Consider the following 14,454-nt stretch of genomic DNA (forward strand, 5'->3'; position numbering starts at 1 on the left):
TGCCCGTTCGGGCAGTGAGATCTGCCCTTTCGGCCTGACTGACTCTGGCCTCATGGTCACCGGGGTCGACGTTATCCTGACGGCATGCATGAGATCACCGTCCTGGTCGCCGACGACGAGCCGTTGCTGCGCCAGGCCTACACCCTGATCCTGAACGCCGATCCGGAGTTCCGAGTGGTGGGCGAGGCCTGCGACGGCCGTGAGGCCGTGAAGAAGTATGACGAACTGCGTCCCGATGTGGTGATCATGGACCTGCGGATGCCCCGCCTGAGCGGAGTGGAGGCCACGGCCGAGATCATGGGCTCCTCGCCGCAGGCCCGCATCCTGGTGGTGACCTCCATGACGACCGAGGAGTATCTGGCGCCGGCGCTGGCCAACGGCGCCAGCGGGTATCTGACGAAAGACACCGACGGCGACCGGCTCAAGCAGGCCCTGCGGGATGTCGCCGCCGGAACGGTGGCGCTGGGACCGGTGGTCGCCGAGAAGCTGGTCCGCCTGGTGGTGCAGAACCGTGCCACGGAGTCTGCGCTGCCGGAGCACGAGACCTCCGCTCCTGCCAGCCGCCCCGCCGCCGCTCCGCTGGCGGAGCCGTTGACACCCCGCGAGCAGAGCGTGCTGGACCTGCTGGCGGAGGGGCTGACGAATCAGGAGATGAGCGAGCGGCTCTTCCTCTCCGACTCCACCGTCAAGGCCAACCTGGCCCGGGTCATGCACAAGCTGGGAGCCTCCAATCGCGTCCAGGCGCTCGTCCTCGCCGTCCGGCAGGGACTGGTGACCATCGGCGAGTGACCGCCGTCGGTCAGGGACGACCACTCCCGGGCACGTCCGGCTCCACGGAGCCCTGGCCGGGTGCCTGCGGCGCGGCGAGACCGCCCGTGGCGGCGACCCCAGGATCTCCGGTGCCCTCGCGCTCAGCCGGTGTGACGTCGTCGGGGCCTGCCTGGACCGGGATGGGACCGGTGCCCGGGGCCACCGCTGCGGCCTGGGCATCCAGGTCCACACCCTGGGTGAACTGGGACATGTACAGCCGGTGGTAGGCACCGCCGGCGGCCAGCAGCTGCTCATGGGAGCCCTGCTCCACGATGTCCCCGTGCTCCATCACCAGGATCACGTCCGCATCCCGGATGGTGGAGAGGCGGTGGGCGATCACGAACGATGTACGGTCCGTGCGCAGGGCCGCCATGGCCTGCTGGACCAGCACCTCCGTGCGGGTGTCCACCGAGGAGGTGGCCTCGTCCAGGATGAGCAGGGCGGGATCGGCCAGGAAGGCGCGGGCGATGGTGATCAGCTGGCGTTCGCCGGCCGAGATGTTCGCGCCCTCGTCCTCGATCACCGTGTCATACCCCTCCGGCAGGGTGTGCACGAAGCGGTCCACGTAGGTGGCACGGGCCGCGGCCATGACCTCCTCGTCCGTGGCGTCCAGCCGGCCGTAGCGGATGTTCTCGCGGATGGTCCCGCCGAACAGCACCGCGTCCTGCAGCACCATGCCGACCTGTCCGCGCAGCACCCCGCGGTCCAGGGTGGAGGTGTCCACCCCGTCCAGCAGGATCCGGCCGGAGTCGATCTCGTAGAACCGCATGATCAGGTTGACCAGGGTGGTCTTGCCCGCGCCGGTGGGGCCGACGATCGCCACGGTCTGCCCCGGTTCGGCGGTCAAGGACAGGTCCGAGATCAGCGGCTTGTCCGGGGTGTAGGAGAAGGCCACGTGCTGGAACTCGATCCGCCCGCGCACCGGCTGGGCCAGCTCGTTGCGGCCGGCGCCCTCGGTGAGGTCCGGCTCCTGCTCGTCCGCGTCCAGCAGCTCGAAGATCCGCTCGGCCGAGGCCACCCCGGAGATGAGCATGTTGGACATGCCGGCCACCTGGCCCAGCGGCTGGTTGAACTCGCGGGAGTACTGGATGAACGCGGTCACCGCGCCCAGGGTCATCTGCCCGGTGGCCACGCGCAGTCCGCCCACCACGGCGATCCCCACGTAGCCCAGGTAGTTCACCCACTGCATGATCGGCATGATCATGCCCGAGTAGAACTGGGCCTTGAACGAGGCCTGGTAGAGCTCCTCGTTGCGCTCGTCGAACCGCTCGCCCATGTCCTGCTGGCGGCCGAACACGGTCACCAGTTCATGCCCGGTGAAGGACTCCTCGATGTGCCCGTTCAGCTGACCGGTGTGCCGCCACTGGGCGGTGAACAGCTTCTGGGACTTGGTGCCGATGATCCCGATCACCACGCCGGACAGCGGCAGGGCGATCAGCGCGATCAGCGCCAGCTGCCACGAGAGCCAGAACATCATGAAGATGATGCCGATGATGGTCAGCACCGAGTACACCAGGGTGGCGAAGGCCTGCTGCATGGCCGACTGCACGTTGTCCACGTCATTGGTGGTGCGCGAGAGCAGGTCGCCGCGCTGACGGGTGTCGAAGTAGCTCAGCGGCAGGCGGTTGACCTTGGCCTCGATGTCCTGACGCAGCCGGTAGACCACGCGCATCACGATGTCGTTGAGCACCCGGCCCTGCAGCCACATGAACAGCTGGGCCACCACGTACATGCCCAGCACGATCAGGATCAACCGGGCCAGCTCGCCGAAGTCGATCCCCTGCCCCGGGACGAAGGCCATGCCCGAGAGCATGTCCGCTGCCTGGCCGTTCCCGGTGGCGCGCAGCCCCTCGATCACCTGGTCCCGGGTGAGGTCGGCGGGCATCTGGGCGGACAGGACGCCGCCGAAGATCACGTTCATGGCGTCCCCCAGGATGGAGGGTGCCCACACATTGAAGACCACCGCGACGACGACCATCGCCACCACGGCGATTATCCCCACCTTCTCTGCCCCGAAGGTCGCGAACAGTCGCTTGGCGGAGGGCCAGAAGGCCTTGGCCTTGCGGGGCGCGCCGCCTCCCCACTCGTCCGTCACGCCCTGCTCCTGGAACTGGGCGATCTCCTCTTCGGTGAGGTCCGTCGTCGTGATGTCCTGCTTCTTGGTGCTGCCGCGCTTCAGCTTCGCCGCGGACGAACCGCGGGTCTTCGCGTGCCTGCCGCTCATGCCAGCTCCTCCGCGGTGATCTGGGAGTCGACGATCTCCCGGTAGGTCTCAGAGCTGTCCAGCAGCTCGTGGTGGGTGCCCTGGCCGACGATCTTCCCCTCGTCCAGGACGATGATCTGATCGGCCTCGGTGATGCTGGAGACGCGCTGGGCCACCATGATCACGGTGGCGTCCTGCGTGTACTCCCCGAGCGCGGCCCGCAGCTTCGCGTCCGTGGTGACGTCCAGTGCGGAGAAGGAGTCGTCGAACAGGTAGACGCGCGGCCGAGCCACGAGCGCACGGGCGATGCACAGGCGCTGGCGTTGACCGCCGGAGACGTTGGTGCCGCCCTGCGAGATCCCGGACTCCAGCCCGGTCCTGACGTCCTCCCCAGACCCGGTGGTGCGCTCGGAGACGAAGTCGGTGGCCTGGGCGGTGTCCAGGGCGGCCCAGAGCTCATCCTCGCTCGCCTCCGGGCGGCCGAAGCGCAGGTTCTCCGCCACGGTGCCAGAGAACAGGTAGGGCTTCTGCGGGACCAGCCCGACGGCGCGGGTCAGGGTGGCCCGGTCCATCTGCGTCACCGGGACGCCGTCCACCAGGACCTCGCCGGAGGTGGCGTCGTACAGCCGCGGGATCAGGTTGACCAGAGTGGTCTTGCCCGAGCCCGTGGACCCGATGATCGCGGTGGTCTTCCCCGCCGGGGCGGTGAAGCTCACGCCGTCCAGCACGGGGGCCTCGGCTCCGGGGTAGGAGAAGGTGACCTCGCGGAACTCCACGGTCCCGTCATGGTGTTCGGGGGTGCGCGGGTGCGCCGGCTCCATCAGGGACGCCGGCGTGGTGAGGACCTCCATGATGCGCCGGGCGCAGATCACCGCGCGCGGGAGCATCATGAACATGAAGGTGCCCATCATCACCGCCATCAGGATCTGCAGCAGGTACTGCATGAACGCCGTCAGGGAACCCACCTGTACCAGCTCCTGGTCCACACGATGTCCGCCGAACCAGAGGACGGCGGCGGTGGCCAGGTGCAGGATCATGGTGATGATCGGACCCATCAGCACGAACAGCCGGCCGATCCGCACCGAGGTGTCCGTCAGGGCGGCGTTGGCGTCCGTGAACCGTTCAGCCTCATGGCGTTCCCGCACGAAGGCGCGCACCACGCGGATGCCCATGATCTGCTCACGCATCACGCCGTTGATGGCGTCGATGTTGTCCTGCATCCGCTGGAACAGGGGCATCAGCAGGCCCACGATGATCCCCACGATCACCAGCAGGATCGGCACCGAGACCCACACCAGCCAGGACAGGCCGGCGTCCTCCTGCACGGCCATGATGATCCCGCCCACGGACATGATCGGCACCATGACCATGAAGTTCAGTGCCATCAGCACGACCATCTGGACCTGCTGGACGTCATTGGTCCCGCGCGTGATCAGGGTGGGCGCACCGAAGCGGCCCACCTCCTCCGCGGAGAACCGGTCCACGCGGGTGTAGACCGAACGGCGGATGTCCCGGCCCATCGCCATGGACACCCGGGCGCCGAACCAGACGGCGGAGATGGCCGCGATCACCTGGACCAGGGCGACGCCGAGCATCACGGCGCCGGTGCGCCAGATGTAGTCGGTGTCCCCCACGGCCACGCCCTGGTCGATGATGTCCGCGTTCAGGCTGGGCAGGTACAGCGTGGCCAGGGTGGAGACCAGCTGCAGCACCAGCACGGCGATGATGTGGCCCGTGTAGGGGCGCGCGTGCTCGCGCACGAGTTTCCAGAGCATGGGTCGCTTCCAGATCAGTTCGGCTCGGGGCGGGATGCCGCCAGGAGGATCACAGCACAGCGTGCTGACACGTTACGGGCGGACGTGGGTGCCGCGGGTGAACGTCAGAGGACCATTGTGCACCACGCTCCGGGGCGGTGGGACCGTCCCGCTGACCGGTCCTGCCGGTCAGTTCCGCGCGGCCAGGCGGTCGGCGTTCGCGTGGATCGCATCCCGCAGGTAGGCCGCCAGACCCGGCCGGACGTCGTCGTAGGTCTTCGTGAACCGTGGATCCTGGACGTACATGTCCCCCAGGCAGCGATGGAACTCCCCGTCCAGCGGGTAGAACCAGGTGTCGATCACCAGGCGGGCGGCCTCCGCGGCGTCCATGGCCTGCTCGGAGTCGGCGGGCAGTCCGGCGTCCAGCGCGGCCGCGATCTGCTCGTTGGCCCGGTCCGTGTCCGCCTTGATCTGCTCCCACTCGGACTTGCCGTACCCCTTGGTCCGGCGGCGCGACTCCGCCCACGCCTCCGTGTCACCCCAGCGCTCCTGGGCCTCCTCGGCGTAGTCGTCGTTGAAGCCGTTGCCGAAGAGCTCCTTCTGCTCGTCCGGGCTCAGTTGATGTCCCTTCATGTCTGCCTCCAATGCAGTGTCCACAGCGGCCAGCAGCCGCGTGAGCTCGGTCAGTCTCTCCTCGATCAGGTCCCGCTGCCGCTCCAGCGCCCGGCGCGTGCCGGCCCCACCGGATCCCGGCTCCGCGTCCACCACGGCGGCGATGTCCTCCAGGGACATCCCCAGACGGCGGTACGCCACCACCTGCTGCAGCCGGTCCAGGTCCGCGTCCGAGTACAGGCGGTACCCGGCGGAGCTGCGCGCCTGCGGCGTGACCAGCCCGATCCTGTCGTAGTGGTGCAGCGTGCGCACCGTGACCCCGGTGGCCTCGGCGGTCTCCCCCACGGTCATCAGCGCCACCTCCGGGTGGACGGGGCGCCGGACGGACGAGGGTCCCGACGGCGGCCCCTCACCGGGGCGGGCAGGTCCTGATCTCTTCATGGTCACCAGTGCACACCCTCACGCCACGTCAGGGTCAAGCCCCGGCCAGTACACTCTCCGGGACGGGACAGGATCTCTGAGAGGGAGCGCACATGATTCTTGCCGCCATCATCGCCTGCGAAATCGGTTTCTGGGTGGCGATCCTCGCCGGGCTGTGCGCTCGGTACCTTCTGCACAGACCGCGTCTGGGCGCTGTCCTGCTCGCACTGGTCCCTGTGATCGACCTCCTCCTGCTGGCCCTGGTCACGGTGGACCTGCTCGGCGGGGCCACCGCATCCTGGCACCACGGCCTGGCCGCCGTCTACATCGGACTGTCCGTGGCCTACGGTCGGCGGATGGTGCAGTGGGCCGACCTCCGCTTCCGGCATCGCTTCGCCAGCGGCCCGCCGCCCGTGCGGCTGACCGGCTGGGAGCACACCCGCGCGTGCTGGGGCAATGTCCTGCGCACGCTGCTCGCTGTCGGGATCGCGGCCGGCCTCCTCGCCGCGATGATCGCGATCGTCGGCGACGCAGGCCGAACAGCAGCACTGGCCGGGTACTTCAGCATCCTGGCGGTCATCCTCGCGATCGACGTCCTCTATGCCGCCAGCTACACGATCTGGCCGAAGAGGCCCGGCCTCGCCCCGTCCACGCTCGCGGAGCGGGGCGCCTGACCCTCACCCGCTCAGGTGAGGTGGTCGTTGCGGCCCTCGGCCCAGTCCGCGTGGCGCTGCGCCGAGCGGCGGACCACGTCCGCGGCGTCCTGACCCCGCCCGGGGGCGCCGAGCACCGCGCCGAAGTTGTCGTACAGCCGCGCGTACCGGTACCGCTCCAGGTGGTCGGCGATCCGCAGGGCCACCGCCCCGGAGAGCGGCAGGTAGTTGGGGAACGAGCGCATGAACGTGGCCCAGCGCCCACTGCGGGACACCCCCACCGTGTCCCCGTTGAGCAGCACGCCCGCACCGTCGGCAGCGGTCCAGTGCACCACCGCGCTGCCCGGGAAATGGCCCCCGGGCTGGGACGCCGTCACCCCGGGCAGCGGCTGCAGCGTGCCGGACCACACGTTCAGGTGGGCCGGGCGCCGTGCCAGCCAGCCGACGTCGGGCTCGGAGATGTGGACGGGAGCACCGCCGAAGGCGAGCGACCACTCGGACTGGACCCCGTACATGTGGGGGTGGGAGGCGAGGATCCCGGCCAGTCCGCCCAGCCGAGCCACCGCGTCCACCGCCTCCTGGTCGATGTACGCGGGGACGTCCACCATCAGGTTCCCGTGCTCGGTGGTGAGGATCTTGGCGCGCTGTCCGATCCCGGCGCCCCCGGACACCGGCAGGGACCACAGCCCCGGTTCAAGCTCCCGCAGGCCGATGGACGCTCCGTCCGCGCGGAGTCGGCCCACCGTGGTCCACTCCTGACCGGCCGGCGGGACGTACTGGCGGTCGTCCGCACAGATGGCGCAGACCTCGGGCAGCGGGTGGGATGCGGTGTCCTCGTGCTCCACGCCGCAGGTGGCGCACAGGACCGACTCGTCCCAGGAGAAGCGCGCGGGTCCGGAGGGTGCTGCCATCAGCTCAGCCGGCGGCCCATTCGTGCGCGGAGCGGTTGCGCAGGCCCACCAGCTCCACCGCACGGCGCTCCAGCACCCGATCAGCCTCCGTGGTGGGCTCCCACTGGCGGATCTGTTGGGCTCGGCCGTCCTCCCCGGTGGCCACCATGACGGCCAGCCCGTGGGCGATCAGCGAGGGGACCGGGTTGCGGCGGTCCCCCGCGCGCGCCTGGACGGAGACGTGCATGGAACGCGGTCCGGTGTGGACCAGCCGTGCCTCCAGCTCCACGAGGTCACCCACCCGGACGGGCTCATAGAAGCGGACGCCGCCGCCGAACACGGCCACCACCGACTCCCCGCACCACCGGGAGGCGCAGACGTCGGCGGCCTCGTCGATCCACCGCATCACGGATCCGCCCTGGATGGTCTCCCCGGGGTAGACGTCCTTGGTGGTGGCCAGGAAGCGCAGCACGATCCGCTCGGCCGTGGAGCCCTCAGGCCGGGGTGCGGAGGCGATCAGCTCCTCGACCTCGCGGCGCATGTGGCTGCGGATCTTGGCCAGGCGCTCGCGCTCCATCTGGGCGGGCGTGGCGGGCTCCCACGGGGTGACCGGCTGGGGACGGTGCTGCTCGTCCACCGAGACGTAGACCATGACGCATTCGGTGCAGACCACCGGCTCGGTGCTCGACTCGCCGGAGCCGGCCGCCACTCCCGCGGCCACCACGCCGCCGGCCGCCTCCGCGCTGCCGGCAGGTCCGCCCGGCAGATCAGGCAGGATCACGCGGGTCTGGACGTGGATGGAGGTGGTCCCGGTGTGCACCACGCGGGCCTGCACCACCACCCGGGTCTCCACGGGGACCGGGTGGGCGAAGTGCATGTTCCCCACATAGGAGGTCACCACGTTCGTGCCGGACCAGGACGCGGCGGCGGCGTAGGCGGCCTTGTCGATCCACGTCATCACGGTGCCGCCGTCCACGGTGCCGTCCGGATGATCGTACGACTCCGCACGGAACTGGAGAGCAACGGAACTGCGACGGGCCATGTCTTGAACGTAGCACCCCGCACGGACGCAGTGTGACGGATGCCACCCGCGGACATCAGGGGTCCGTTCCGGGCGCGCATCGGCGAAGATGGTGCCATGCGCCCTGATCCCCACTCCACTGCACCTGCCAGCGCCCCTGGACCGGCCGTCGTCGGGAAGGATCCGGTGTCCGCCGGAGCCTCCCCCGCCCCGCCGGCACCGGGCCGGCACGAGGTGACCCTGCGGTTCTTGGCCGCCCCCACGGACCAGGGCCACTCCGGGACGGTGGATGCCGGGCGCGTGCTGGAGTGGGTGGACAAGGCGGCGTTCGCGGCGGCCACGGCGTGGTCGGGCAGCTACTGCGTGACGGCATATGTCGGCAACATCCACTTCCGCCACCCGGTGACCGTGGGCGAGATGGTGGAGGTGACCGGGACCGTCCTGTACACCGGCAGCACCTCGATGCACATCAACACCGTGGTGCGTTCCGGCGATCCCAAGACCGGCGAGCTGACCGAGCGGGCCCGCTGCCTGGTGATCTTCGTGGCGGTGGGGACGGACGGCAAGCCGACCCCGGTGCCGGAGTTCGTGCCGCGCTCGCTGGAGCAGGAGCTGGCCCGTGACTGGGCGCTGTCCCGCGTGGCCGTGCGCGATGAGATCAACGAGGCGATGAAGGACCAGACCTACACGGAGGCCGGGACCGCCGAACGGGTGGTGCTGCGCTTCCTGGCCGCCCCCACGGACGTGAACTGGGGCGGGAAGGTGCACGGCGGGATCGTGATGGAGTGGATCGACACCGCCGCCTACCTCTGCTCCGCGCGCTACGCCGGGCAGGACACCGTGGCCGTGTTCTCCGGCGGCATCCGCTTCTACCGTCCGCTGCTGATCGGGGACCTGGTGGAGGTGGAGGCGCGGCTGATCTACACCGGGAACAAGGGGATGCACATCGCCGTGCACGTGCGCTCCGGGGACCCCAAGGGCGCCGAGCTGCACCTGACCACGTACTGCCTGACCGTGATGGTGGCGCGCAACGAGGACGGCGACGCGGTGCCCGTGCCCGCCTGGGAGCCGGTCTCGGATGAGGACCGTGCCCTGTGGCAGCACGCCCGGGACCTGCTGGAGATCCGCGGCCGGGCGCAGGGCAACCGCCTGCCGAACCACCTGCTGGAACAGCGCCGTCCCGACGACGGGCGGTCGGCTCCCAGCGCGGGCTCGGCTGAGCAGGGCGAGGGTGGAGACGCGTGAGCGAACGCGCTGAGTGGGACGTGACCCTGCCGGCGTCCGGGGCGGAGCGGGATGCGGCGATGATCCGGGCCGCGGCGGACACCCTGGGTGAGGCGCGGCTGGCGGACTGGGCCGTGCGTCTGCTGACCGGTGCGGCGAGGGTGGGCGATCCGGCTGATCCGGACCCCGTACTGATCGGCGCTGTGCCCGGGTGGATGCCGTACTGGTCCCGCGTGTGGGGCGCCCGGGTGCTGCTGCACGTGTGGCCGTCCCGGGCGGGCGTGGCCGAGTCCGCCGTGCTGGCGGGGCTGTCCGACGAGGAGTGGCGCGTGCGGGTGCTGTGCGCGCAGATCACCGCGGTGCACGGGGTGCGGGGAGCCGAGGACACTCTCGTCCAGCTCACCGGGGATCCGGTCCCCCACGTCCGGTCCGCCGCCGCCCGGGCCCTGGGCGAGGTGGGGTCCGACCGCGCGGCGCCCACGTTGGACCAGCTGATGATGGACCCGGACTCGGTGCTGGCCGACGCCGCCGAGACGGCCCTGGCCCGCCTGGCCGAGCGCCTCGACCGCCCTGACCTGCGCCCCGATTCGGAGTACTGACGCCCTCCCGCCGTTCTTCACCCCCGGCCCGGACTCCCACCGCCCTACAGGGCGAGGAGTTTCCGGGCCGGGGGTGAGAAACGCTCGTCGGATCGCGGACCTCAGTCCAGCAGCGCGGCGAACCGCCCCACGGCTGCGGCCCCGGTGACCTCGCCGGGCAGCAGCGGCAGCTGCACCAGGGGCACGCCGGGCACCTGCCGGCGCAGTTCGGCCACGTGCTCCCCCTCGGCGGTGGACCGTCCGGCCAGGAACTCCCCGGCGTCGGTCGGCGAGCGCCGGTTGACCACGGCTGCGGCCACGTCCACGCCGATCCCCCGCAGCTGTCCGTGCAGCTCCACGGTCTCCAGCACGGGCATCCGCTCGGCGGCCAGCACCATGACGAACGCGGTCCGCTGCGCATCGGTGAGCAGCTCGCGCATCCGCACGAACAGGTCCCGCCGTCGCTCCAGCACACGGCGGATCTCAGCGTCCCGCACCTCCTGGGAGGACCGCGCAGCATCCGCCCGTCGCCCCTCCAGCCCGCGCATGGCATCGGAGAACCGCTCGGACTTCGTGCGCCGGCTCAGCAGCCCCTCGGTCCACGCGGACATCAGCTGCGGCAGCTCGAGCAGTCGGGCGGTGTGGCCGGTGGGGGCGGTGTCGAACAGCACGGCGTTGTAGCGCTCCAGCCCGTCCAGCACCACCTCGGACATCCGCTCGAGCAGGGCGGCCTCCTGAGTCCCGGGCGACTGCCGGGCCAGGGCGAAGTACCGGTCCACCTCGCGGTGCAGGTGCTCGGGCATCATGCCCTTCACGGTCCGGCCCACGGTGCTCAGGTGCGCCTGCGCCACAGCGTCCGGATCGATCTCCATCCCGGTCACCGACCCCGCACCGGCCTCCGCGCCACCAGCGTCCCCAGCACCAGCACCAGCATTCGCATCACCGCCCCACAGCAGCGTCTCCCCGGCACCCACCTCGGCTCCCCACAGATGCCCGAGGTTGTGCGCCGGATCGGTGGAGACCACCAGCACGGACCGCCCCGCACGCGCCAGAGCGAGCGCGCACGCGGAGGAGACGGTGGTCTTGCCCACGCCGCCCTTGCCCCCGAAGAACACCACGCGGCGCTCCCCCAGCAGCCCGGTCAGTCCCATCTCAGTCCCTGTCCCTGTCCGTTCCGTCGCCACAGCATTCACCACCCCTCAGCAGCACGAGAGCGAGTCCAGCGGCGAGCGCTCCATGCCCATCCGGCGGTGCCACTCATGGAACCGTTCGTACACCACGGGCAGCAGCTCCACGGTGTAGTACGTGGCGGGGTTGGGCACGCCCAGGGCGTCGGAGAAGACCATCATCATGAACAGGTCCTCCTCGTCCCGCCGGGCCCGCGCGAAGGTCTCACGGTAGGGCCCGGCGTAGAACTCCTGGAGATTGCTCCCGACGGCGGCCCACCAGTCACCCATTCGGCTCACCGTGAGTGCCCCGTCCGGCTCGCTGGCATGTTCAGAGCTTCGAGCTGGAGGCGCTCAGTCGGTCGTCGGCGTCCTCCTCCTCAGCGGTGGGCAGCTCGATGGCCGGAGCCTTCCGGGCCCGGTTCATGGCGGCCACGGCCTCCACGATCACCCAGAGGGCGCAGACCAGGATGATCACGTCCAGCACCAGCAGCAGCCAGTTCTGGGTGGTGAAGAAAGTGCCGAGCTGGATGATCAGGGCGTAGACGCTGACGATCGCCACGAACACCAGCGGGATCAGCACCGGCCACACTGGGCGGCGCAGCTGGATGAGCATCACGGCGATGATGGACAGCGTCAGGGCGGCCATCAGCTGGTTGGTGGTGCCGAAGAGCGGCCAGATGACCATGCCCCCGGAGCCGTCCGCACCGGCGCCGAAGGCCAGGCCCATGGTCACCACGAGCACGATGATCGTGGCCACCCAGGTCTTGAGCTTGAAGCCCATGATCTCGCCGATCTCGGCGACGACGAACCGCTGCAGGCGCACGCCGGTGTCCATGGTGGTGGCGGCGAAGAGCACGGCCATGGTCGCCAGGATGGTGGCGGACAGCGACTCAGGGATGCCCAGACCGGAGTTGAGGATGGAGCCGCCGGCCTGCACGAAGGCGACCACGCCGCCCTCGTTGAACGCGGAGTAGACCTCTTCCCACTCGGCCAGGGTGCGGAACCCGGCGGTGGTGGCGATGATCGTGCCCAGGGCCAGCAGTCCCTCTCCCACGGCACCGAAGTAGCCCACCAGGCGGGCGTCGGGCTCCTTGGCCAGCTGCTTGGCGCTGGTGCCGGAGGCCACGATCCCGTGGAACCCGGAGATGGCACCGCAGGCGATGGTGACGAACAGCAGCGGGAAGATGCCGGGGGTGCCGTCCGGGACGTTCTCGTTGATCGCCGGCGCCACGATGGTGGGCGAGGAGATGATGATCGCGCCGTAGAGGATGCCCAGGCCGATGAACAGCTGCAGGCCGTTGATGTAGTCACGCGGCTGGAGCAGCATCCACACCGGCAGCAGCGAGGCCACACCGGCGTAGAGGAAGAGGATGACGATCCAGAAGGCGTTGGCGCTCAGGCCCAGGATGGTCTCGGGCAGCTCGATCGGGTACATGTCGCCCAGGATCATCAGGCCGTACAGGGCCACCACGCCCACGATCGAGACCGCAACCAGGTTCCACTTCAGGCGGTAGATGGCCTGGCCGATGAGCAGGGCGACCACGATCGCACCCCAGGTGGGGATCACGGCGGTGGGGGTGGAGACCAGGAGGTTGGAGATCACCACGGCGAAGGCGGCATTGACCATGAGCAGCAGCAGGAAGATGACGATCAGGAACAGGTTCCGTCCGTGCCGGCCGATGTAGCGCCCGGAGAGGGTGCCGATCGAGCGGGCCTTGTTCCGATTGGAGGCCCACATGGCGCCCAGGTCATGCATGCCGGCGAAGAAGATGGTGCCCAGCGTGACCCATAGGAAGGCGGGCAGCCAGCCCCAGATCACGGCCACAGCGGGACCCACGATCGGGGCGGCGCCGGCCACCGAGGTGAAGTGGTGGCCCCACAGCACCCACTTGTTCGTGGGGACGTAGTCCACGCCGTCCTCGAAGCGGTGTGCTGGCGTGGTGTAAGCCGGGTCCAGCTTGTAGACCTTCTGGGACAGGAACTTCGAGTACAGGAAGTAGCCGAGCAGGATCATACAGACCCCGACGACGGCCAGGACCAGAGAATTCATGGTGACCTCATCAGTGCAGTGGGGTGCGGTGCGTGTGGGTTCAGTGGTGCAGCTCCCCCCACGCGGTTTTCACTGCGCCGGGGTCGACTACACTGTAACTCAGCTCACATCCCCACGTGAGGCAGACGCCTCGAGGTGACGCGGCCGTCGTCGTGCTCTGACCGTCCGGGCAGGGCCGTCGCCGAACGGTGGCCCTGGCCGGACGGAGGATGATGCTCAGAGCTGGGTGAAGGCGGCAGTCGCAGGGTCGGCGCCCACGCGCTTGTCGGTGTCCAGGGCGCTGATCGCCTCGATCTGCTCAGCGGTGAGCTGCACGTCCACGGCGCCCAGGTTCTCGGCCATCCGCTCCGGCCGGGAGGACTTGGGGATCACGATGGTCCCCTGGGCCAGGTGCCAGGCCAGCACCACCTGGGAGGCGGTGACGCCCAGGTCCGCGGCGATCCCCTTGACCACCTGCTCCTTGAGGTCCACGCCCTGGCCGATGGGTGAATAGGCCTCCACAGCGATCCCGCGCTGGCGGGTGGCCTCCTGGGTGGCGCGCTGCTGGAAGGAGGGGTGCAGCTCGATCTGGTTCACGGTCGGCACCACCTCAGAGCTCTGCTCCAGGCGCTCCAGGTGTTCGGGCAGGAAGTTGGAGACGCCGATCGAGGTGGCCAGGCCCTCCTTGCGGGCGGCGACCAGCTCGGCCCAGGCCTCGGTGTACAGGTTCTGCGAGGGCACCGGCCAGTGGATCAGGTAGAGGTCCACGCGGTCCAGGCCGAGGGCTGCCAGAGAGTTCTCCAGGGCCATCCGGGTCACACCCTGCTCGCCGTTGCGCAGCTTGGTGGTGATGAACACCTCATCCCGCGAGATGCCGGTGGCGGCCAGTGCCATGCCCACGCCGTCCTCATTGCGGTACGCGGCGGCGGTGTCGATGTGGCGGTACCCGGCGGCGAGCGCCTCCTCCACGGCCTTCTGGGTCTCGGCGGGCGGGACCTGGAAGACCCCGAAGCCCAGCTGGGGGATGGTGTGGCCGTCGTTCAGGGTGACGGTGGGGACGGAGGGGATGGATGCTGCGGTCACGGAGTGCT

The 14,454-nt window shown here is 69.8% G+C and carries 13 protein-coding genes; 4 read left to right on the plus strand and 9 right to left on the minus strand.

The annotated features are described in order from the left end of the window. Nucleotides 1–84: 84 nt before the first annotated feature. Entirely contained in the window at nt 85–789 is a 705-nt protein-coding gene (locus tag BM355_RS10855; protein ID WP_091698381.1) for a response regulator, read from the plus strand. 10 nt (nt 790–799) lie between these two features. Here the strand turns inward: BM355_RS10855 and BM355_RS10860 are convergent, their stop codons facing one another. The 3 genes from BM355_RS10860 to BM355_RS10870 form a co-directional block, all read right to left on the minus strand. After that, entirely contained in the window at nt 800–3,034 is a 2,235-nt protein-coding gene (locus BM355_RS10860) for an ABC transporter ATP-binding protein (protein ID WP_091698383.1), read from the minus strand. Continuing rightward, nucleotides 3,031–4,788 carry an ABC transporter ATP-binding protein gene (locus tag BM355_RS10865; protein WP_091698385.1) on the minus strand — a complete coding sequence of 586 codons (1,758 nt, stop codon included), beginning with the start codon at nt 4,786–4,788 and terminating at the stop codon, nt 3,031–3,033. Before BM355_RS10865 ends, BM355_RS10860 begins: the two co-directional genes overlap by 4 nt. 168 nt (nt 4,789–4,956) lie before the next feature. Further along, nucleotides 4,957–5,820 (minus strand): MerR family transcriptional regulator, encoded by an 864-nt coding sequence (locus BM355_RS10870; RefSeq protein WP_342715289.1) that lies wholly within the window; start codon nt 5,818–5,820, stop codon nt 4,957–4,959. A 92-nt stretch (nt 5,821–5,912) separates the two neighbouring features. Between BM355_RS10870 and BM355_RS10875 the strand changes: the two genes are divergently transcribed. After that, complete coding sequence (locus BM355_RS10875) at nt 5,913–6,473, plus strand: hypothetical protein (RefSeq protein ID WP_091698391.1); 561 nt, start codon at nt 5,913–5,915, stop codon at nt 6,471–6,473. Between the two features lie 11 nt (nt 6,474–6,484). On the opposite strand, the gene BM355_RS10880 is transcribed toward BM355_RS10875, so the two are convergent. Both BM355_RS10880 and BM355_RS10885 read right to left on the minus strand, forming a co-directional pair. Further along, nucleotides 6,485–7,363 (minus strand): MBL fold metallo-hydrolase, encoded by an 879-nt coding sequence (locus tag BM355_RS10880; RefSeq protein ID WP_091698549.1) that lies wholly within the window; start codon nt 7,361–7,363, stop codon nt 6,485–6,487. 4 nt (nt 7,364–7,367) lie between these two features. Then, nucleotides 7,368–8,384 (minus strand): acyl-CoA thioesterase, encoded by a 1,017-nt coding sequence (locus BM355_RS10885; protein ID WP_091698394.1) that lies wholly within the window; start codon nt 8,382–8,384, stop codon nt 7,368–7,370. Between the two features lie 96 nt (nt 8,385–8,480). Between BM355_RS10885 and BM355_RS10890 the strand changes: the two genes are divergently transcribed. Further along, nucleotides 8,481–9,608 carry an acyl-CoA thioesterase gene (locus tag BM355_RS10890; protein ID WP_091698396.1) on the plus strand — a complete coding sequence of 376 codons (1,128 nt, stop codon included), beginning with the start codon at nt 8,481–8,483 and terminating at the stop codon, nt 9,606–9,608. Next, entirely contained in the window at nt 9,605–10,186 is a 582-nt protein-coding gene (locus BM355_RS10895; RefSeq protein ID WP_091698398.1) for a HEAT repeat domain-containing protein, read from the plus strand. Before BM355_RS10890 ends, BM355_RS10895 begins: the two co-directional genes overlap by 4 nt. A 101-nt stretch (nt 10,187–10,287) precedes the next feature. Here BM355_RS10895 and BM355_RS10900 read toward each other — a convergent pair whose 3' ends face one another. From BM355_RS10900 to BM355_RS10915, 4 genes are all read right to left on the minus strand, one after another. Then, nucleotides 10,288–11,316, minus strand: coding sequence for an ArsA family ATPase (locus BM355_RS10900; RefSeq protein ID WP_091698400.1), 1,029 nt, complete (start codon nt 11,314–11,316; stop codon nt 10,288–10,290). Nucleotides 11,317–11,364: 48 nt separating this feature from the next. Beyond that, nucleotides 11,365–11,622 (minus strand): cory-CC-star protein, encoded by a 258-nt coding sequence (locus BM355_RS10905; protein WP_091698403.1) that lies wholly within the window; start codon nt 11,620–11,622, stop codon nt 11,365–11,367. A 40-nt stretch (nt 11,623–11,662) separates the two neighbouring features. After that, nucleotides 11,663–13,384 carry a carbon starvation CstA family protein gene (locus BM355_RS10910; protein WP_091698405.1) on the minus strand — a complete coding sequence of 574 codons (1,722 nt, stop codon included), beginning with the start codon at nt 13,382–13,384 and terminating at the stop codon, nt 11,663–11,665. A gap of 216 nt (nt 13,385–13,600) precedes the next feature. After that, nucleotides 13,601–14,446, minus strand: coding sequence for an aldo/keto reductase (locus BM355_RS10915; protein WP_245760755.1), 846 nt, complete (start codon nt 14,444–14,446; stop codon nt 13,601–13,603). Nucleotides 14,447–14,454: the final 8 nt, after the last annotated feature.

The organism is Micrococcus terreus (assembly GCF_900116905.1).
In the GTDB taxonomy this organism is placed as follows: domain Bacteria; phylum Actinomycetota; class Actinomycetes; order Actinomycetales; family Micrococcaceae; genus Citricoccus; species Citricoccus terreus.

What these genes read in the sequence shown, in the direction of transcription:
- BM355_RS10855 (WP_091698381.1), top strand. Translation starts at nt 85, where the DNA reads ATGCATGAGATCACCGTCCTGGTCGCCGACGACGAGCCGTTGCTGCGC.
- BM355_RS10870 (WP_342715289.1), bottom strand. Translation starts at nt 5,820, where the DNA reads ATGAAGAGATCAGGACCTGCCCGCCCCGGTGAGGGGCCGCCGTCGGGA.
- BM355_RS10885 (WP_091698394.1), bottom strand. Translation starts at nt 8,384, where the DNA reads ATGGCCCGTCGCAGTTCCGTTGCTCTCCAGTTCCGTGCGGAGTCGTAC.
- BM355_RS10890 (WP_091698396.1), top strand. Translation starts at nt 8,481, where the DNA reads ATGCGCCCTGATCCCCACTCCACTGCACCTGCCAGCGCCCCTGGACCG.
- BM355_RS10860 (WP_091698383.1), bottom strand. Translation starts at nt 3,034, where the DNA reads ATGAGCGGCAGGCACGCGAAGACCCGCGGTTCGTCCGCGGCGAAGCTG.
- BM355_RS10880 (WP_091698549.1), bottom strand. Translation starts at nt 7,363, where the DNA reads ATGGCAGCACCCTCCGGACCCGCGCGCTTCTCCTGGGACGAGTCGGTC.
- BM355_RS10905 (WP_091698403.1), bottom strand. Translation starts at nt 11,622, where the DNA reads ATGGGTGACTGGTGGGCCGCCGTCGGGAGCAATCTCCAGGAGTTCTAC.
- BM355_RS10875 (WP_091698391.1), top strand. Translation starts at nt 5,913, where the DNA reads ATGATTCTTGCCGCCATCATCGCCTGCGAAATCGGTTTCTGGGTGGCG.
- BM355_RS10910 (WP_091698405.1), bottom strand. Translation starts at nt 13,384, where the DNA reads ATGAATTCTCTGGTCCTGGCCGTCGTCGGGGTCTGTATGATCCTGCTC.
- BM355_RS10865 (WP_091698385.1), bottom strand. Translation starts at nt 4,788, where the DNA reads ATGCTCTGGAAACTCGTGCGCGAGCACGCGCGCCCCTACACGGGCCAC.
- BM355_RS10900 (WP_091698400.1), bottom strand. Translation starts at nt 11,316, where the DNA reads ATGGGACTGACCGGGCTGCTGGGGGAGCGCCGCGTGGTGTTCTTCGGG.